Here is an 18,326-nt window from a genome sequence, read left to right as displayed (position 1 = left end):
GGCCCCGGATACACCCTCGCCGTCACCGCCTCGCAGGCACTCCGCGCCACGGACCGTCGGTGCCCGGTTCTACTCTGGGACGCGCCATGCCGGACCCCGCCACCTACCGCCCGGCCCCGGGGACGATCCCCGAGGCCCCCGGCGTGTACCGCTTCTCCGACCCGCAGGGCCGGGTCATCTACGTCGGCAAGGCCAAAAGCCTGCGGCAGCGGCTGAACTCCTACTTCGCGGACATCGCGGGCCTGCACCCGCGCACCCGCCAGATGGTCACCACCGCGGCGCACGTGCAGTGGACGGTCGTCGGCACCGAGGTCGAGGCGCTCCAGCTCGAGTACAACTGGATCAAGGAGTACGACCCGCGGTTCAACGTCCGGTACCGGGACGACAAGACCTACCCGGTGCTGGCCGTGACGATGAACGAGGAGTTCCCGCGGCTGCACGTCTACCGCGGCCCGCGCCGCAAGGGGGTCCGGTACTTCGGCCCGTACGCCCACGCCTGGGCGATCCGCGAGACCCTCGACCTGCTGTTGCGCGTGTTCCCGGCGCGGACCTGCAGCGCCGGGGTGTTCAAGCGGCACGGCCAGATCGGCCGCCCCTGCCTGCTGGGGTACATCGACAAGTGCTCGGCGCCCTGCGTCGGGCGGGTCACCGCGGACGAGCACCGCGGGATCGTCGAGGACTTCGCCGAGTTCCTCTCCGGCCGCACCGACCGCATGGTCCGCGAGCTCGAGCGGCGGATGCAGCAGGCGTCGGAGGACCTGGAGTTCGAGAAGGCCGCCCGCCTGCGAGACGACATCGGCGCGCTCAAGCGGGCCATGGAGCGCCAGGCCGTGGTGCTCGGGGACGGCACGGACGCGGACGTCGTCGCGTTCGCCCAGGACGAGCTGGAGGCCGCCGTCCAGATCTTCCACGTGCGCGGCGGGCGGGTCCGCGGCCAGCGCGGCTGGGTGATCGACAAGACGGACGAGACGCCGGACACCCCCGCGCTCGTCGAGCGGTTCGTGACCCAGTTCTACGGTGACTCCTCCGAGGGCGCGGCCGACCAGCCGGACAACCCCATCCCGCGGGAGATCCTGGTCCCGCAGCTGCCCGCGGACGCCGAGGCCCTGCAGCAGTGGCTCACCGGGCTGCGCGGCTCCCGGGTGAGCCTGCGGGTCCCGCAGCGCGGCGACAAGCGCGCGCTCGCCGAGACCGTCGAGCGGAACGCGAAGGAGGCGTTCACCCAGCACAAGCTGCGCCGCGCGGGCGACCTCACGGCCCGCAGCGCCGCACTGCAGGAGCTGCAGGACGCCCTGGGCCTCGACGAGGCGCCCCTGCGGATCGAGTGCATCGACGTCAGCCACGTGCAGGGCACGAACGTGGTGGCCAGCCTGGTGGTGTTCGAGGACGGTCTGGCCAAGAAGTCCGAGTACCGGCGCTTCGAGGTGCGAGACGGCGCGGAGGGGGGAGACGTCGCGTCCATCGCCGAGGTCGTCCGCCGCCGGTTCAAGCGGTACCTGAGCGAGAACCAGCCGACGCACAGCGACGAGATCGCGCCCGAGCCCGAGTTCGGCGCCAAGGTGCGCACCGGGATCGACCCGACCACCGGCCGTCCCAAGAAGTTCGCCTACGCGCCCAACCTCCTCGTCGTCGACGGCGGGCAGCCGCAGGTCGAGGCGGCGGCGGACGTGCTGGCGGAGCTGGGGATCACCGACGTCGCGCTGTGCGGGCTGGCCAAGCGCCTGGAGGAGGTGTGGCTACCCGCCGACCCGGACCCGGTGATCCTCTCCCGGACCAGCGAGGGGCTCTACCTCCTGCAGCGCGCGCGGGACGAGGCACACCGCTTCGCCATCACCTATCACCGGCAGCGTCGTTCCAAGGGCATGGTCGCCTCCGAGCTCGACGGGGTGCCGGGCCTCGGGCCCGCGCGCAGGCAGGCACTGCTGAAGCACTTCGGGTCCATGAAGAAGCTCAAGGCCGCGGACGTCGACGAGATCGCCGGGCTGCCCGGGTTCGGCAAGCGCACCGCCGAGGCTGTCGTCAGCGCGCTCCAGGGCAGCGCCGGTGAGTGACGCGGGCATCGAGGTCGCCCTGGTCAGCGGCCTGTCGGGCGCCGGGCGCAGCACCGCGGCGAAGGTCCTGGAGGACCTCGGCTGGTTCGTCGTGGACAACCTGCCGCCCGAGCTGATCGCCACCATGGTCGACCTCGGGGCCCGCTCCAGCGGTGAGGTCACCCGGATCGCGGTGGTCATGGACGTCCGCAGCCGGGCCTTCACCCGCGACCTGGCCGCGGTGATCAAGGATCTGGACGCGCGCGGCTACAAGCCGCGGCTGCTGTTCCTGGAGGCCGCGGACGCGGTGCTGGTGCGCCGGTTCGAGGCGAACCGCCGCGGCCACCCGCTGCAGGGGGACGGCAGGCTCGCGGACGGGATCACCGCCGAGCGCGCGCTGCTGCGCCCGCTGCGCGAGGCCGCCGACCTGGTCGTCGACACCTCGACGTTGTCGGTGCACCAGCTGCGCAGCCGGATCGAGCAGGGCTTCGAGACGGGTGCGCCGGAGCCGACCCGGGTCAACCTGCTGTCCTTCGGCTACAAGTACGGCCTGCCGCTCGACGCGGACCTCGTCGTCGACATGCGGTTCCTGCCCAACCCGCACTGGATCCCGGAGCTGCGCGAGCAGACGGGGCGAGACGCGGCGGTGTCGGACTACGTGCTCTCGCAGGAGGGTGCCGAGGAGTTCCTCACCCAGTACCTCGGCCTGTTGTCGCTGGTCGGCGCCGGGTACCGGCGGGAGGGCAAGCGCTATCTCACCGTCGCGGTGGGGTGCACGGGCGGCAAGCACCGCAGCGTGGCCGTCGCGGAGGAGCTGGCGCGGCGGCTGGCCGGTGCCGAGGGGGTGGCGGTGTCGGTGACGCACCGCGACCTGGGCCGCGAATGAGGGCCGTCGCGCTCGGCGGCGGCCACGGGCTGGCCGCCACGCTGACGGCGTTGCGGCGGCTGCCGGAGGTCACGGACGTCACGGCCGTCGTCACGGTGGCGGACGACGGCGGCTCGTCCGGGCGGATCCGCCGCGAGCTGGGCGGCCTGCTGCCGCCCGGGGACCTGCGGATGGCGCTGGCCGCGCTCGCCGACTCCGACCGCTGGGCGGCGCTCGTGCAGCACCGCTTCGGCGGCACGGGGGCGTTGGCGGGGCACGCCGTCGGCAACCTGATGCTGGCCGGCCTGATGGAGACCACCGGCGACCCGGTGGCCGCGCTGGACGCGATGAGCGGCCTGCTCGGCGTCCGCGGGCGGGTGCTGCCGATGAGCACCGTGCCGCTGGACATCGAGGCGGAGGTGAGCGGGCTCGGCGAGCCGGGGGGCCTGCACCGGATCCGCGGCCAGGTCGCCGTGGCGTCGACCCCGGGGCGGGTGGAACGGGTGTGGCTCCACCCGGCGCAGCCCCCGGCGTGCGACCAGGCGGTCGAGGTCATCCGGTCGGCGGACGTCGTGGTGCTCGGGCCGGGCTCGTGGTTCACCTCGGTGCTCCCGCACCTGCTGGTCCCGGCCCTGCACGCGGCGCTGGTGGAGACGGCGGCGCGGCGCGTCGTCGTGCTGAACCTCGCCCCGGAGCCGGGGGAGACCCCGGACTTCAGCCCGGAGCAGCACCTGGCCGTGCTGGCGGCCCATGCCCCCGACCTCCGTCTGCACGCCGTGGTGGCGGACGGGGCGGCGGTAGCGGTACCCCGTCGGCTGCGCCAGGCGGCACGGGCGATGATGGAGGAGGGCGGCCGGGTGCACCTGGCACCGGTCGCGGCGGCGGACCCGCTCGTGCCCAGGCACGAGCCCGCGGCGCTGGCGGTGGCGCTGCGCGAGGTGTTCGTGCAGGTGGAGAACGAGGGGGAGGCGCAGGCATGGCGATGACCGCGGCGGTGAAGGACGAGCTGTCGAGGCTCACCGTGAACAAGCCGTCCTGCCGGAAGGCGGAGGTCGCGTCCCTGCTGCGCTTCGCGGGCGGCCTGCACATCGTCGGCGGGCGGGTCGTGATCGAGGCGGAGGTGGACACCGGCTCGGTCGCGCGGCGGCTGCGCAAGGACATCCACGACCTCTACGGGCACCAGGTCGAGGCGCACGTGATCACCGCGGGCGGGCTGCGCCGGGGGAACCGCTACGTGCTGCGCGTGGTGCGGGACGGCGAGGGCCTGGCCCGGCAGACCGGCCTGCTGGACCAGCGCGGACGTCCGGTGCGCGGGCTGCCGCCCGCCGTCGTGTCCGGGGACCTGGAGGACGCCGAGGCCGCCTGGCGGGGGGCCTTCCTCGCGCACGGCTCGCTGACCGAGCCCGGACGCAGCTCCGCGCTGGAGGTGACCTGCCCGGGCCCGGAGGCCGCGCTGGCGCTCGTCGGCTCGGCGCGGCGGCTCGGGGTCACGGCGAAGGCGCGCGAGGTCCGGGGGGCGGACCGCGTCGTCGTCCGGGACGGGGACGCCATCGGCGTGCTGCTGACCCGGATGGGTGCCCACGAGTGCGTGCTGGCCTGGGAGGAGCGGCGGATGCGCCGCGAGGTCCGGGCCACGGCCAACCGGCTCGCGAACTTCGACGACGCCAACCTGCGCCGCTCGGCCCGCGCCGCGGTGGCCGCGGCCGCCCGGGTCCAGCGGGCCCTGGAGATCCTCGCGGACGACGTGCCCGACCACCTCCTCGCCGCGGGCAGGCTGCGCGCCGAGCACACCCAGGCCTCGCTCGAGGAGCTCGGCCAGCTCGCCGACCCGCCCATGACGAAGGACGCCGTGGCGGGCCGGATCCGCAGGCTGCTGCACATGGCGGACAAGCGGGCCGCCGACCTGGGCATCCCGGACACCGAGTCGGCCGTCACCCCGGAGATGCTGGAAGAGGCGTGATGCGCAGGTCATACGCAGTGACCTGCCAGGGCCTATAGGGTTGGGCCCGTCCGACAGCAACGACCAGTGGAGGTACGCGTGACCGTCCGGGTAGGCGTCAACGGCTTCGGCCGCATCGGCCGCAACTTCTGGCGGGCGGTGGACGCCCAGCGCGCCGCCGGCACCACCGACATCGAGATCGTCGCGGTCAACGACCTCACCGACAACGCGACCCTCGCGCACCTGCTCAAGTACGACTCGATCCTGGGCCGCCTGCCGTACTCGGTGGAGCTCAAGGGCGACGACGAGATCGTGGTCGACGGCAAGCCGCTCAAGGCGCTGGCCTACCGGGATCCGGCGGAGCTGCCGTGGAAGGACCTCGGCGTGGACGTCGTGGTCGAGTCCACCGGCATCTTCACCAAGCGCGAGGGCGCCCAGAAGCACATCGACGCGGGCGCGAAGAAGGTCGTCATCTCGGCGCCGGCCACCGGTGAGGACCTCACCGTGGTCAAGGGCGTGAACGACTCGGCCTACGACGGGTCGCAGAACATCGTCTCGAACGCCTCCTGCACCACCAACTGCCTCGCGCCGCTGGCGAAGGTGCTGGACGACCTGCTGGGGATCGAGAAGGGTCTGATGACCACGATCCACGCCTACACGCAGGACCAGAACCTGCAGGACGGCCCGCACAAGGACCTGCGCCGGGCGCGCGCCGCCGCGATCAACATCGTGCCGACGTCGACCGGTGCCGCGAAGGCGATCTCGCTGGTCCTGCCGCACCTCAAGGGCAAGCTGGACGGCTACGCCCTGCGCGTGCCGATCCCCACGGGCTCGGCCACCGACCTCACGGTCGAGGTGCGCAAGGAGGCCACGGCGGAGGAGATCAACGCGGCGTTCAAGGCGGCCGCCGAGGGTCCGCTGAAGGGCATCCTCAAGTACACCGAGGACCCGATCGTGTCGAGCGACATCGTCACCGACCCGCACTCGACGATCTTCGACGCGGGCCTGACCAAGGTCATCGGCAACCAGGTCAAGGTCGTCGGCTGGTACGACAACGAGTGGGGCTACTCGAACCGGCTCGCCGACATCACGGCGCTGGTGGCGTCCAAGCTGTGAAGACACTCTCCGACCTCGTCGACGAGGGGGTCGCCGGGCAGACCGTGCTGGTGCGCTCGGACCTCAACGTCCCCCTGGACGGCGAGACCATCACGGACGACGGGCGCATCCGCGCGTCCGTGCCCACGATCTCCGAGCTGTCCGGGGCGATGGCGAAGGTCGTCGTCACCGCGCACCTCGGCCGGCCGAAGTCGCCGTCGGACACGCAGTTCTCGCTGGGTCCGGTGGCGGCGCGGCTCGGTGAGCTGCTCGGCGCGCCGGTGAAGCTGGTGCCGCTGGAGGGGCCGCTGCCGAACCTGCACGACGGAGACGTCGTGCTGCTGGAGAACATCCGGTTCGACCCCCGCGAGACCTCGAAGAACGACGACGAGCGCGCCGAGTTCGCCCGTGAGCTGATCGCGCTCACCGGTGCGGAGGCGTTCGTGTCGGACGGCTTCGGCGTCGTCCACCGCAAGCAGGCGTCGGTCTACGACGTGGCGCAGGAGCTCCCGGCCTACGCGGGCGGGCTCGTCCTGTCCGAGGTCGAGGTGCTGCGGAAGCTGACCGAGTCGCCGGAGCGGCCGTACGCGGTCGTCCTGGGCGGGTCGAAGGTCTCGGACAAGCTCGCCGTGATCGAGGCGCTGCTGCCCAAGGTCGACTCGCTGCTCGTCGGCGGCGGGATGTGCTTCACCTTCCTCGCCGCGCAGGGCTACGGCGTCGGGTCGTCGCTGCTCGAGAAGGACCAGATCGACACGTCCCGCACGCTCCTGGAGTCCGGGAAGATCGTGCTGCCGACGGACGTCGTGGTGGCGGACGCCTTCGCGGCGGACGCGAACACCAAGACCGTCCCGGTCGACGGGATCGAGGACGGCTGGATGGGCCTGGACATCGGCCCGGAGTCGGTCGCCGAGTTCGCCGCGGTGCTCGCGGGCGCGAAGACGGTGTTCTGGAACGGGCCGATGGGCGTGTTCGAGCTGGCGCCGTTCGCCGCCGGGACCCGGGGCGTGGCCCGGGCGATCGTCGACGGGGACGCGTTCTCCGTGGTCGGCGGCGGGGACTCGGCCGCCGCGGTGCGGGCCCTGGGCCTGCCCGAGGACGGGTTCTCGCACATCTCGACCGGCGGCGGTGCCTCCCTGGAGTACCTGGAGGGCAAGACCCTGCCCGGAGTGGCGGTGCTCGATGAGTCGTAGGCCCCTGATCGCGGGCAACTGGAAGATGAACCTGAACCACCTCGAGGCCATCGGGCTGGTGCAGAAGATCGCCTTCGCGTTGCCGCTGAAGTACTACGACCACGTGGACGTCGCGGTGATCCCGCCCTTCACGGACATCCGCAGCGTGCAGACCCTGATCGACGGGGACAAGCTCAAGCTCGTCCACGGCGCGCAGGACCTGTCGCCGTACGACTCCGGCGCCTACACCGGGGACATCTCCGGCGCCATGCTGGCGAAGCTCGGCTGCACCTACGTGGTGGTCGGGCACTCGGAGCGTCGGGAGATCCACGGCGAGGACGACCAGGTCGTCAACAGCAAGGTGCACGCCGCGCTCCGGCACGGGCTCAAGCCCATCCTGTGCGTCGGCGAGGGCCTGGACGTCCGGGAGTCCGGCGCCCAGGTCAGCCACACCACCGCGCAGCTGGTGGCGGCGTTGGAGAAGGTCACGCCCGAGCAGATCGCCGAGGTCGTCGTGGCCTACGAGCCGATCTGGGCGATCGGCACAGGGAAGGTCGCCTCCCCGGCGGACGCCCAGGAGGTCTGCCACGCCCTGCGCGAGCAGGTGCGCGAGCTGTACGGCTCCGCCACGGCGGACGGCATCCGGATCCTCTACGGCGGCTCGGTCAAGGCGAAGAACGTCGGCGAGATCGTCGCCGAGGCGGACGTCGACGGCGCACTGGTCGGCGGGGCGAGCCTCGACGGGGACGAGTTCGCGCAGCTCAGCGCGATCGCGGCGGGCGGCCCGCTGCCGTAGTCCTCGGGCTCCGGCGCTCGTGTCGGCGAACGGCGCGTTGGCTCACACCTGGTGAGCGAACGCGCCGTTCGCCGTCTCGGAACCGGGAGGCGGGCTCGACCGTCGACCGGACGGGTAACGGGGCGTGCTGCGGATTCGACCCTCCGGATACGACGGCCGCGGGCGCGGGTAGGCTTGACGTTCCTACCGTCCGTGGGTTTGAGAGGGTGGAATGGTCCTCGCACTTCAGATCGTGCTGATCGTCTCCAGCGTGCTGCTGGTGCTGCTGATCCTGCTGCACCGCGGTCGCGGCGGCGGCCTGTCGAGCCTGTTCGGCGGTGGCGTGCAGTCCAGCCTCTCCGGTTCGTCGGTCGCGGAGAAGAACCTGGACCGGCTCACGCTGTTCACCGCGGCGATCTGGGTCGTGTCGATCATCGGAACCGGCCTGCTGGTGAAGGTCGGGGCCTAGCAGTCGGCGCGACTGCACCCCTCACGGATCTCGAACGAGGAGACACCATGGCGATGTCCGGCGGCAACGCGATCCGCGGAACCCGGGTCGGGGCGGGCCCGATGGGCGAGTCGGAGCGGGGCGAGACCGCGCCGCGCGAACGCATCCCGTACTGGTGCGCGAACGGCCACGAGACCCGTCCGTCCTTCGCGGCCGAGGCCGAGATCCCCGAGTTCTGGGACTGCCCGCGCTGCGGGCTCCCGGCGGGCCGCGAGCAGCAGGCCCCGCCCGCCGCGCCGCGCACCGAGCCCTACAAGACGCACCTCGCCTACGTGAAGGAGCGCCGCAGCGACGAGGACGGCGCCGCGATCCTCGACGAGGCGCTGGCCCGGCTCCGCGCGAACCGCGAGCTCTGACCCGGGCCGGGGTGGGTCAGCCGCCCCGGATGTCCTCCAGGAAGCGGTTCTGCGCGCGCAGGCCCGCCAGCCAGGCGTCGGCGTCCGCTGCGCCGGCGCCCGTCTGGGCCTCGATCCCCGACGAGCAGGGTGATCAGCAGCCGCAGGGGACCGTGAGGGGGTCGGGGTCCGGCAGGCGGAGGCCCGCCGCGCTCTCGACGGGCAGGCCCTCGCGGGCCCAGTACTCGAATCCGCCGAGCATCTCCTTGACCCGGACGCCTGCGCGGGCCAGGGCCAGGGCGGCGCGGGTGGCGCCGTCGCAGCCCGGGCCCCAGCAGTGGACGACCACGGGAACCGACGGGTCCAGCCCGCCCGGGAGCTCCGCCGTCGGCAGGTGCACCGCGCCCGGCACGTGGCCCTGGTCCCACGCCGCCCGGCTGCGGGTGTCCACCAGGACGAAGCCGGGGGCGCCGGTCGCGAGGGCCGCGTGCACGTCCGCCACGTCCGTGTGGAAGGCGAGGCGGGCGGCGAAGTAGGCCGCCGCCTCGGCGGGGGGTGCGGGCGGCACGGCGAGGGGTGCGGTCGTCGTCATGTGCCGCACGTTACGAACACCGAATCGCGAGGAACAGACGGATTCCACGGTGGCACCCGAGATGCGCCGTGGATTCCACGGCTACTCGCTGATCACGCGGACCTTCGCCGCGGCGGCCTTCGCGTTCGCCCGCGCGGTGTCGGTGTCCTCGGCGGCGGCCACGACCACACCCATCCGGCGCGTGGTGAAGCTCTCCGGCTTGCCGAACAGCCGGATGTCCGTGCCCGGCACGGACAGGGCCTCCGCGACGCCCTCGAACGCGACCGCCTTGGCGTCCACCCCGCCGTAGATCACGGCGGAGGCGCCGGGGGAGCGGAGCGAGACGTCCACCGGGAGGCCGAGGATCGCGCGGGCGTGCAGCTCGAACTCCGAGAGCCGCTGGGTGGCGAGGGTGACCAGGCCGGTGTCGTGCGGGCGCGGGCTGACCTCGGAGAACAGCACCTCGTCGCCGCGGACGAACAGCTCCACGCCGAAGATGCCGCGGCCGCCGAGGGCCTCGGTGATCCGACCCGCGACGTCCCGCGCGGCCGCGGCGGCCGCGTCGGACATCGGCTGGGGCTGCCAGGACTCGACGTAGTCGCCCGCCTGCTGGATGTGGCCGACGGGTGCGCAGAAGAACGTTCCCACCGTGCCGTCCAGATCGGCGGCCCGCACCGTCAGCTGGGTGATCTCGTAGTCGAAGTCCACGAACCCCTCGACGATCACCCGGGTGCCCGTCACCCGGCCGCCTGCCCTCGCGTAGTCCCAGGCCGCCTCGACGTCCTCGGGGGTCCGGATCGTCGACTGCCCCTTGCCGGACGACGACATGACGGGCTTGAGCACGCACGGCAGACCGAGGCGGTCGACGGCCGCGCGGACCTCGTCGAGCGTGTCGGCGAACTCGTACGGCGAGGTGGGCAGGCCGAGCTCCTCGGCGGCGAGCCGGCGGATGCCCTCGCGGTCCATGGTCAGCCGGGTGGCCCGGGCGGTCGGGATGACCGTCGCGAGGCCCTCCTGCTCGACCTGCAGGAGGGCGGCGGTCGCGATGGCCTCGATCTCCGGGATGACGTACTGCGGCTGCTCCTGCTCGATGACCGCCCGCAGCGCCACCGGGTCCGTCATGTCGATGGCGTGGGCGCGGTGCGCGACCTGGTGGCCGGGGGCGTCCGGGTAGCGGTCGACGGCGACGACCTCGACACCGAGCCGTTGGAAGGCGATCACGACCTCCTTGCCCAGCTCACCCGCCCCGAGCAGCATGACGCGAGTGGCGGAGGGACTGAGCGGAGTGCCGATGCGCACGGGGCCGGAGTTCATGGGCTCAGCCTAGATAAGCCTTCCGGAGCGTCTCGATGTCCAGCTTGCCGTGCATCTGGAGCATCGCGGCGAAGACGCGGTTCGCCTTCTCGGGATCGGGGTCGCGCATCCACTCGTCGGCCTCCACGGGCACGACCTGCCACGACACGCCGAACCGGTCCTTGAGCCAGCCGCAGGGCTGCTCGGACCCGCCCGCCACGAGCGCGGCGTAGTAGTGGTCGTTCTCCTCGTCCGACTCGACCGGGACCACGAAGGAGACCGCCTCGCTGTGCGGGAACTGCGGACCGCCGTTGAGCCCGGCGAACTCCCGCCCGTCGAGGGTGAACTCCACGTACATGACCTCGCCCGTCGGGCCCGGCGCGCCCTCGGGGTAGTACTGGACGCGGGTGATCCGCGAGTTCGGGAACACCGAGCAGTAGAACTCGGCGGCCTCCCGGGCCTGTCCGTCGAACCAGAGGCAGTTCTGGATGCTCTTCATGCGGGGAGGACCGGCCGCGCGCCGGGTACTCATCGGTGGCGGTGGAATCCACGGCTATTCTCCCGCTGTGCCCACGGAATCCCTGGACGATACGGACTGGCGCCTGCTGGAAGCCCTGCAGCGCGACGGTCGCGCCAGCTACGCCGATCTCGGCAGGCTGGTCGGGCTCTCGCCGAGTGCGGTCACCGAGCGGGTGCGCAGGCTGGAGGACTCGGGCGTGATCACCGGGTACGGCTGCGAGGTCGACGCCGAGAAGCTCGGGCTCCCGATCATGGCGCTCGTCCGGCTGCGCTACCCGAGCGGCAACCATCTGCCGTTCCGGGACCTCCTCGGCACCACACCGGAGATCGTCGAGGCCCACCACGTCACGGGCGAGGACTGCTTCGTGATCACGGTGCGGGCGCGGTCGATGCGCCACCTCGAGGAGGTGACGGGCCGGATCGCGGGGCTGGGCGGGGTCACGACGAGCGTCGTGTACTCCAGCCCGCTCCCGAGGCGGTCGGTGGTGTCGAGCGCGGTGCGGGCCAGCGCCGCCGCGGCCGCCGCGAGCCGTCGCCGCTGACCGCACTGTGGAGCCATAACGCGCGTTCCCGGCCCCGAAAAGCCCATTATGGTTCCACAATGCGCTAATCCGGCCTCGAAAAGCCCGTTATGGTTCCATAATGCGGAGGAGGGTGCGGGGGGAGACGGTGCGGGCGCCGAGGGCGGTCACCAGGCGGATGAGCTCGCGGTCCGCGGTCACCACCGTGACCTCGTCGGGGGACTCGTGCACCAGCTCCACCATCGTCGAGTCCCCGTCCCGCGGGGCGAGCAGGACCTCCAGGTCCTCGGGCACGGCCGCGCCGCGGGCCTCGCCCTCCAGCACCAGGACCACCCGGTCGCCCAGGGCCGCGAGCGCGCCCGACCGCCGGGCCGCGGCGAGCTGTGTGGCGAGGCGTTCCGCCGCGCCCGCGCGGTCCCGCCACCACCCGTCCGGACGGGAGCCGACGACGTTGGCCCCGTCCACGACGAGCAGCATCAGCCCCGGTGCAGGTCGGACGGCAGTTTCGACGCCGCCTCCCGGTCCAGCAGCCACCGCGTGTGCAGCCGCCCCCGCGCCCCGGCCACCGGGATCGCGACCTCACCCGCGCCGCCCAGCGCGAGCGAGACGGCCGCGGCCTTCGCCGACCCGCCCGTGATGATCCAGACCTCCTGGGCCGTGCGGATCGCGGGCAGCGTCAGCGAGACGCGGGTGGGCGGCGGTTTGGGGCAGTTGTAGACCGGCACGACCGTCCGCTCGGTCTCGTAGACGGCCGGGGACTCGGGGAAGATCGAGGCGCAGTGCCCCTCCCCGCCCATGCCGAGCATCAGCACGTCGAACGCGGGGACCTCGCCGTGGTCCTCCGGGCGGGCCTTGCGCGCCAACAGGTCCGCGTACTCCGCGGCGGCCTCGTCGGCCCCCGACGGCCCGTGGCCCACGTCCGCGCCCATCGGGAACACCAGCGACGGGTCGACGTCGACGTGGTCGAGCAGCGCCTCGCGGGCCTGGGTCTCGTTGCGCTCCGGGTGCCCGGCGGGGAGGAAACGCTCGTCCCCCCAGTAGAACTCGATCCGCGACCAGTCCACCGCCGCGCGGGCGGGGGAGTCGCGGATCTGCTCCAGCATCGCGATGCCGACGCCGCCGCCGGTCAGCACGACCCGCGGGATCCCACCCCCCGCCTGCAGGTCGACCAGCTTCGTGACGAGCCGGGCCGCGCACGCCGCGGCCAGGACGTCCGAGTCGGAGTGGATGACGATCTCGGCCATCAGACCTTGACCGCCGACCGGCCGCGGGACACGGCCTCGACGCCCGCGAGCGCCTCGCCGTACGTCTCGTCCGGGTCCAGCCTGCGCAGCTCCTCGGCGATGCAGTCCGGCACGCCGCGGCGCGCGAGGGCGATCATCCGGTCCGGCTGGCCGGGCTGCGACAGCGTGGCCGTCTTCCCGTCCGGACGCGACAGCTCGACCTTGCCCGAGGCGCGGGTGAGCTGCACGAGCGTCATGCCCTGGCCGCCGGCGGCGGGGGAGCGCTTGACCTTGACCCCGAGCCGGGTGGCCAGCCAGCCCGCCAGCAGGTCGGTCGAGGGGGACACCTTCTCCCCGACGACGAGCGCGGACGTGACCTCCTCGTGGGGCGGGAAGTCGAGCGCCGCGGCGAGCAGGGCCCGCCACTGGGTCAGCCGCGTCCAGGTGAGGTCGGTGTCGCCCGCCACGTGGGTGGCGCGGCGCTGCTCGAAGGCCTTGATCGGGTCCTTCGCCGACAGCGCGTCGGTGATGCGGCGCTGGGCCAGCACGCCGATCGGGTCCTCGGCGGGCACCGCGGGCGCCTCGGCGGGCCACCAGGCGACGACCGGGGCGTCCGGCAGCAGGAGCGGCATGACCATGCCCGCACCCGCCTCGCCGCCCGCGAGGGGGCCGTAGCCGCGCAGCACGATCACCTCGCTCGCGCCCGCGTCACCCCCCACGCGGATCTGGGCGTCCAGCCGCGCTGCCGCCCGGCGCGCCCCGCGGGCCAGCACGATCACCCGGCAGGGGTGCTCGTGGCTCGCGGTGTTGGCCGCCTCGATCGCGCTCTCGATGCCCGCACCGTCGTCGGTGACGATCACCAGCGTGAGCACCCGGCCCTGCGCCTGCACACCACCGGACTCGCGCAGCTCGACGAGCTTCTTGTTGACCGCCGAGGTGTTGCTCGACGGGAGGTCGACGATCATCCTCTGCTCCTGCTCGCGCTCACGGCCGACGCCACGTGCGTCCGGTCCGGGCCAGCATCTCGTTGGCCTGTTCGGGCCCCCACGATCCCGCGGGGTACCCGGGCGGGCCCTCCGGGAGCGAGTGCCAGTGCTCGATCACCGGGTCGAGGATCTCCCAGGACCGCTCGACCTCCTCGTTCACCGGGAACAGCGACGGCTCGCCGAGCAGCACGTCGAGGATCAGCCGCTCGTACGCCTCGGGCGAGGCCTCGGTGAACGCCGTGCCGTAGCCGAAGTCCATCGTGACGTCCCGGACCTCCATCTGGCTGCCCGGCACCTTGGACCCGAAGCGCATGGTGATGCCCTCGTCCGGCTGCACCCGGATGACCAGCGCGTTCTGCCCCAGCTCCTCGGTCATCGTGGAGTCGAAGGGCAGGTGCGGCGCCCGCTTGAAGATCACTGCGATCTCGGTGACCCGCCGCCCCAGCCGCTTGCCCGTGCGCAGGTAGAAGGGCACCCCGGCCCACCGGCGGTTCTCGACCTCGAGGGTGATCGCCGCGTACGTCTCGGTGGTGGAGTTCGGGTCGTAGCCCTCCTCCTCCTTGAGGCCGCGGACCAGCTCGCCGCCCTGCCAGCCGCCGGTGTACTGCCCGCGCGCGGTGGTCGCGTCCAGCGGGCCGACGAGCTTGGTCGCGTTCAGGACCTTGATCTTCTCGGTGCGCAGCTCGTCGGAGGAGAAGGACGTCGGCTCCTCCATCGCCGTGAAGGCGAGCAGCTGCAGCAGGTGGTTCTGGATGACGTCCCGGGCCGCGCCGATGCCGTCGTAGTACCCCGCGCGCCCGCCGAGGCCGATGTCCTCGGCCATGGTGATCTGCACGTGGTCGACGTAGTTGCTGTTCCAGATGGGCTCGTAGAGCTGGTTGGCGAAGCGCAGCGCGAGGACGTTCTGCACCGTCTCCTTGCCGAGGTAGTGGTCGATCCGGAAGACCGAGTCCTCGGGGAAGACGTCGTTGACGATCGCGTTGAGCTCCCGCGCCGACGCGAGGTCGTGCCCGAAGGGCTTCTCGATCACCACCCGGCGCCACTGGTCCGCGTTCTGCGCGGACAGCCCGGAGCGGGCGAGCTGCTTGCACACCACCGGGAAGGCCGACGGCGGGATCGACAGGTAGAACGCGTGGTTGCCGTTCGTGCCGCGGACCCGGTCGAGGTCGTGGACGGTCTGCTCGAGCCGGTCGAACGCGTCGTCGTCGTCGAAGGTGCCCTCGACGAACCGGAAGCCCTCGGCCAGCCGGTCCCAGACCTCCTGCCGGAACGGCGTGCGCGAGTGCGCCTTCACCGCGTCGAGGACGATCTGCCCGAAGTCGTCGTTCGACCAGTCCCGGCGGGCGAAGCCGGTCAGCGCGAAGCCCGGGGGGAGCAGCCCGCGGTTGGCGAGGTCGTAGATGGCGGGCATCAGCTTCTTGCGCGACAGGTCCCCGGTCACACCGAAGATCACCAGACCGCACGGGCCCGCGATCCGCGGCAGCCGCTTGTCCCGGGGGTCACGCAGCGGGTTCACCCAGGCCGCCGTATGGGCCGGGATTCCCTTCGTACCGCTGGTCATGGCAGCAAGCCTTCCACTGTTGTCACGGTCTCCGCAGGTCCTGGACCGCGCGAGCGAGCAGGACGAGCCCGGCGACCCGGTCGGCGAGGTGCAGTCGCAGCACGGGCACATCCCGCGCGGCGACCGCGGCAGCGGCGCCGCTCGCCTCGGTCAACGCCAGCCTAGAGCTCTCGGGCCCCGGGTCGGGGACGAGATCATCCGGGGGCTCGCCCGTCACCACGCAGACGGCACCCGGTCGGGGATCGGCGCGCGCGAACGGGGCGAGCACGCCGCGGTGGCGCGGCCCCCACCCGAACGTCACGGGCACGCCGGTGCGGCGGGCCAGCTCACCGCGGAGCACGGCCATCGACGCGTCGTCCGCCGGGTCCAGCCACACGGACAGGGCGAGGTGCCCACCCTCCGGCACGGCGTCGACGAGCGCCTGCAGCGCGTCCCCGGTGGACGGGGCACCGGTCAGCCACGGGCCTGCGTGGACCGTCACCACGCCGTCCGACGCGCGTTCGGGCAGGGCCTCGGGGATCCCGGCGGACCCGGCGACCTCGGCGAACGGGTCGCCGCCGAGCAGCCGGGCGGCGGCCGCGGCCGCGTACTGCCAGAGCAGCAGCTCGGCGCCGAGCGGCCCGCCGGTGGAGATCACCTCGTCCGAGCCGCCGGACCCGGGCTCGTCCGGCTCGGGCTCGAGGGTGGCGGGATCGTCCGGCATCCGGCGCGGTGCGGGGCCCAGCAGCTCGGACAGGTCGTCCGGGGCGGCCGTGGGGTCCTTGGCGGTCGCCGGGGCGAGGGTCGGCCCGGATGGGACACCGTCCTCGCCCGCGTCCCCGCCCTCGCCGTCGAGCAGCACGGGCATCGCCCCCGCCGCCGCGACGAGCATCGCCACCCACTCGGTCAGCGCGGGCGGTGCGAGCCGCCCGTCCAGCCGGACCGCGTCGTTCGCGGACGCCACCAACACGCCCGCGAGCAGCAGGGCGGGGTTCGCCGGGTCGTCACCGGTCAGCAGCTCCACGGCGGCGCGGGCGTCGTCGAGGATCCCGCCGACCGGTGCGCCCGCGAGCCCCGCGGGCACCAGTCCCGGCGCCCCGAGCACGGAGAAGACGGCCGGCACGTCCCGCTCGGTGGTGATCACGACCGAGCCCGCGGCCCGGGCGCGCTCGTCGAGCGGGGACCCGGCCTCGGTCAGCACCACGGTCCGTTCGGCGGCGGCGCGCGGGCCGACCTCGTCGGCGATCGCGTCCGTGAGCAGCTCCTGGACGGCGGCGATCCACGCCGTCCCGCCCTCCGGGTCGGTGATCACCACCACCGTGCCCGTCAGGTCCCCGGCCAGGGCGTGCGAGACCACGCCCGGATCGGGGGAGTCCAGGACCGTGAGGAGATCCACGGAGACGGAGCTTGCGGAGTCGACCATCGACCGGGCGTCGGTACGGACGCCGGCGCGGGCGAGGACCTCGGCGCCGAGCGTCCACCGGCTGTCGCCGACGAGCAGCACCCGGGCGGCGCCGTCCACCCGGAAGGCCTCGCGCAGCGCGTCGATCTGCCCGATCAACGGCCGGGAGGCCCACGGGAGGGCGGCCCAGCCGAGCGCGTCGGCGGCCACCCGGCCCTGCTCGGGTCGCAGGAACGACGGGTCGGCGTCCGTGATCCGGGACGCGACGGTGTCGGCGGCCAGCTGGGCCGCCACCCGCCGCCCCTCGGCGGCGACCCCCGTCCCGGAGCTCGACGGGGTGGACGGGAGACCGCCGCCGAGCTCCACGACCGGGAGCCCGACGGCGGGTCGAGACGTCACGTGCGGGTCGCCTCCGACTAGTCGGCTGTCACTTGCCTGCGGCGTCGAGCTGCCCCTGGACGGACTCCTGCAGCTCCGACCAGGACTTCTCGAACTTCTCGACGCCCTCGTTCTCCAGCACCAGGAACACGTCGGTCAGGTCGATGCCTACCCGCTCCAGCGAGTCGAACACCTCCTGCGCGGCGGGCCCGGTGCCGGTGACCTTGTCGCCCTCGACGACGCCGTGGTCCGCGAACGCGGCCATGGTCTTCTCCGGCATGGTGTTCACGGTGTCCGCGACGACCAGCTCGGTGACGTAGAGGGTGTCCGGGTAGTCCGGGTTCTTGACCCCGGTCGAGGCCCACAGCGGCCGCTGCGGCTTGGCGCCCTGCGCCTCGAGGGCCTTCCAGCGGTCGGAGGAGAAGACCTTCTGGAACGCGTCGTAGGCCAGCCGGGAGTTCGCGACGCCCGCCTTGCCCTTGAGCGCCTTCGCCTCGTCGGTGCCGATGGCGTCCAGCCGCCCGTCGATCTCGGAGTCCACGCGGGACACGAAGAACGACGCGACCGAGGTGAGCGAGGAGACCGCGACGCCGTTCGCCGCGGCCTGCTCGACGCCGTCGAGGTACGCGGCCATGACGGCCTCGTAGCGCTCGACGGAGAAGATCAGCGTGACGTTCACCGACACGCCCTCGGCGAGCGCCCGGGTGATCGCGGGCAGGCCCGCCTCGGTGGCCGGGATCTTCACCAGCAGGTTCGGCCGGGCGACGGCCTTCCACAGGTCCAGCGCCTGCGCGACGGTGGCCTCGGTGTCCCGGGCCAGGGTCGGGTCGACCTCCAGGGAGACCCGGCCGTCGACGCCGCCGGTCTTCTCCCAGACGCCGGAGAAGACGTCACACGCCTGCTGCACGTCCGCGACGGTGACCTCGCGGATGGTGGCCGCGACGTCCGCGCCGCGGGCCGCCAGCTCCCGGACCTGCGCGTCGTACGCCGCGCCGTCCGACAGGGCGGAGGCGAAGATCGTGGGGTTCGTGGTGACCCCGACGACGCTCCACTCGTCGATCAGCTTCGTGAGGTTCCCGGAGGTGATCCGCTCGCGGGAGAGGTCGTCGAGCCAGATCGAGACGCCCGCCTCCGACAGCTGGGCCAGGGCGGCCGACTTGCCGTTGCTGCTCATGTG

19 protein-coding genes are annotated in these 18,326 nt (G+C 73.0%); 10 read left to right on the top strand and 9 right to left on the bottom strand.

Features of this window, described 5'->3' with window-relative positions:
- Positions 1–86: 86 nt before the first annotated feature.
- From uvrC to BLS43_RS05810, 9 genes are all read left to right on the top strand, one after another.
- Positions 87–2,051 (top strand): excinuclease ABC subunit UvrC, encoded by a 1,965-nt coding sequence (uvrC, locus tag BLS43_RS05850; protein ID WP_093077903.1) that lies wholly within the window; start codon positions 87–89, stop codon positions 2,049–2,051.
- Positions 2,052–2,058: 7 nt separating this feature from the next.
- On the top strand, positions 2,059–2,916 hold the full coding sequence (gene rapZ, locus BLS43_RS05845) for an RNase adapter RapZ (protein WP_093078520.1): 858 nt from the start codon (positions 2,059–2,061) through the stop codon (positions 2,914–2,916).
- Complete coding sequence (locus tag BLS43_RS05840) at positions 2,913–3,881, top strand: gluconeogenesis factor YvcK family protein (protein WP_093077900.1); 969 nt, start codon at positions 2,913–2,915, stop codon at positions 3,879–3,881. The genes rapZ and BLS43_RS05840 overlap by 4 nt, the downstream gene beginning before the upstream one ends.
- Complete coding sequence (gene whiA, locus BLS43_RS05835; protein WP_093077897.1) at positions 3,872–4,855, top strand: DNA-binding protein WhiA; 984 nt, start codon at positions 3,872–3,874, stop codon at positions 4,853–4,855. Before BLS43_RS05840 ends, whiA begins: the two co-directional genes overlap by 10 nt.
- Positions 4,856–4,933: 78 nt before the next feature.
- A complete protein-coding gene (gene gap, locus BLS43_RS05830) occupies positions 4,934–5,950 on the top strand; it encodes a type I glyceraldehyde-3-phosphate dehydrogenase (RefSeq protein WP_093077894.1) in 1,017 nt (338 codons plus the stop codon).
- Complete coding sequence (locus BLS43_RS05825; protein WP_093077891.1) at positions 5,947–7,119, top strand: phosphoglycerate kinase; 1,173 nt, start codon at positions 5,947–5,949, stop codon at positions 7,117–7,119. Before gap ends, BLS43_RS05825 begins: the two co-directional genes overlap by 4 nt.
- Positions 7,109–7,894: a triose-phosphate isomerase gene (gene tpiA / locus BLS43_RS05820; protein WP_093077888.1), complete on the top strand. Its 786-nt coding sequence runs from the start codon at positions 7,109–7,111 to the stop codon at positions 7,892–7,894. Before BLS43_RS05825 ends, tpiA begins: the two co-directional genes overlap by 11 nt.
- Positions 7,895–8,105: 211 nt before the next feature.
- Entirely contained in the window at positions 8,106–8,342 is a 237-nt protein-coding gene (secG, locus tag BLS43_RS05815; protein WP_093077885.1) for a preprotein translocase subunit SecG, read from the top strand.
- 53 nt (positions 8,343–8,395) lie between these two features.
- Positions 8,396–8,737, top strand: coding sequence for an RNA polymerase-binding protein RbpA (locus tag BLS43_RS05810; RefSeq protein WP_093078517.1), 342 nt, complete (start codon positions 8,396–8,398; stop codon positions 8,735–8,737).
- Positions 8,738–8,870: 133 nt separating this feature from the next.
- Here the strand turns inward: BLS43_RS05810 and BLS43_RS05805 are convergent, their stop codons facing one another.
- The 3 genes from BLS43_RS05805 to BLS43_RS05795 all read right to left on the bottom strand — a co-directional run bounded on the left by BLS43_RS05805 (position 8,871) and on the right by BLS43_RS05795 (position 11,079).
- Positions 8,871–9,308 carry a rhodanese-like domain-containing protein gene (locus tag BLS43_RS05805; RefSeq protein WP_093077882.1) on the bottom strand — a complete coding sequence of 146 codons (438 nt, stop codon included), beginning with the start codon at positions 9,306–9,308 and terminating at the stop codon, positions 8,871–8,873.
- 81 nt (positions 9,309–9,389) lie between these two features.
- Positions 9,390–10,601 (bottom strand): formate-dependent phosphoribosylglycinamide formyltransferase, encoded by a 1,212-nt coding sequence (gene purT / locus BLS43_RS05800; RefSeq protein ID WP_093077879.1) that lies wholly within the window; start codon positions 10,599–10,601, stop codon positions 9,390–9,392.
- Positions 10,602–10,605: 4 nt separating this feature from the next.
- Positions 10,606–11,079 (bottom strand): VOC family protein, encoded by a 474-nt coding sequence (locus BLS43_RS05795; protein WP_093077877.1) that lies wholly within the window; start codon positions 11,077–11,079, stop codon positions 10,606–10,608.
- A 67-nt stretch (positions 11,080–11,146) separates the two neighbouring features.
- Here BLS43_RS05795 and BLS43_RS05790 point away from each other — a divergent pair, with 67 nt between their 5' ends.
- On the top strand, positions 11,147–11,641 hold the full coding sequence (locus BLS43_RS05790) for an Lrp/AsnC family transcriptional regulator (protein WP_218129720.1): 495 nt from the start codon (positions 11,147–11,149) through the stop codon (positions 11,639–11,641).
- Between the two features lie 87 nt (positions 11,642–11,728).
- Here BLS43_RS05790 and BLS43_RS05785 read toward each other — a convergent pair whose 3' ends face one another.
- Genes BLS43_RS05785 through tal form a run of 6 tightly spaced genes read right to left on the bottom strand, consistent with a single transcriptional unit; the run spans position 11,729 to position 18,323 of the window.
- On the bottom strand, positions 11,729–12,097 hold the full coding sequence (locus tag BLS43_RS05785; protein WP_093077871.1) for a PIN domain-containing protein: 369 nt from the start codon (positions 12,095–12,097) through the stop codon (positions 11,729–11,731).
- Positions 12,097–12,864: a 6-phosphogluconolactonase gene (pgl, locus tag BLS43_RS05780; protein ID WP_093077868.1), complete on the bottom strand. Its 768-nt coding sequence runs from the start codon at positions 12,862–12,864 to the stop codon at positions 12,097–12,099. The genes BLS43_RS05785 and pgl overlap by 1 nt, the downstream gene beginning before the upstream one ends.
- On the bottom strand, positions 12,864–13,808 hold the full coding sequence (opcA, locus tag BLS43_RS05775; RefSeq protein ID WP_093077865.1) for a glucose-6-phosphate dehydrogenase assembly protein OpcA: 945 nt from the start codon (positions 13,806–13,808) through the stop codon (positions 12,864–12,866). Before opcA ends, pgl begins: the two co-directional genes overlap by 1 nt.
- 19 nt (positions 13,809–13,827) lie before the next feature.
- A complete protein-coding gene (gene zwf / locus BLS43_RS05770; protein ID WP_093077862.1) occupies positions 13,828–15,390 on the bottom strand; it encodes a glucose-6-phosphate dehydrogenase in 1,563 nt (520 codons plus the stop codon).
- A gap of 22 nt (positions 15,391–15,412) precedes the next feature.
- The gene (locus BLS43_RS05765; protein WP_143029949.1) at positions 15,413–17,170 is read right to left on the bottom strand and encodes a hypothetical protein; all 1,758 of its coding nucleotides are present in this window, start codon (positions 17,168–17,170) and stop codon (positions 15,413–15,415) included.
- A 28-nt stretch (positions 17,171–17,198) separates the two neighbouring features.
- Entirely contained in the window at positions 17,199–18,323 is a 1,125-nt protein-coding gene (tal, locus tag BLS43_RS05760) for a transaldolase (RefSeq protein WP_093077856.1), read from the bottom strand.
- Positions 18,324–18,326 lie beyond the last annotated feature (3 nt).

Origin of the sequence: Pseudonocardia oroxyli, from assembly GCF_900102195.1 — a bacterium.
GTDB classification, from domain to species: domain Bacteria; phylum Actinomycetota; class Actinomycetes; order Mycobacteriales; family Pseudonocardiaceae; genus Pseudonocardia; species Pseudonocardia oroxyli.
This window is presented reverse-complemented; position numbering and strand designations above follow the sequence as displayed.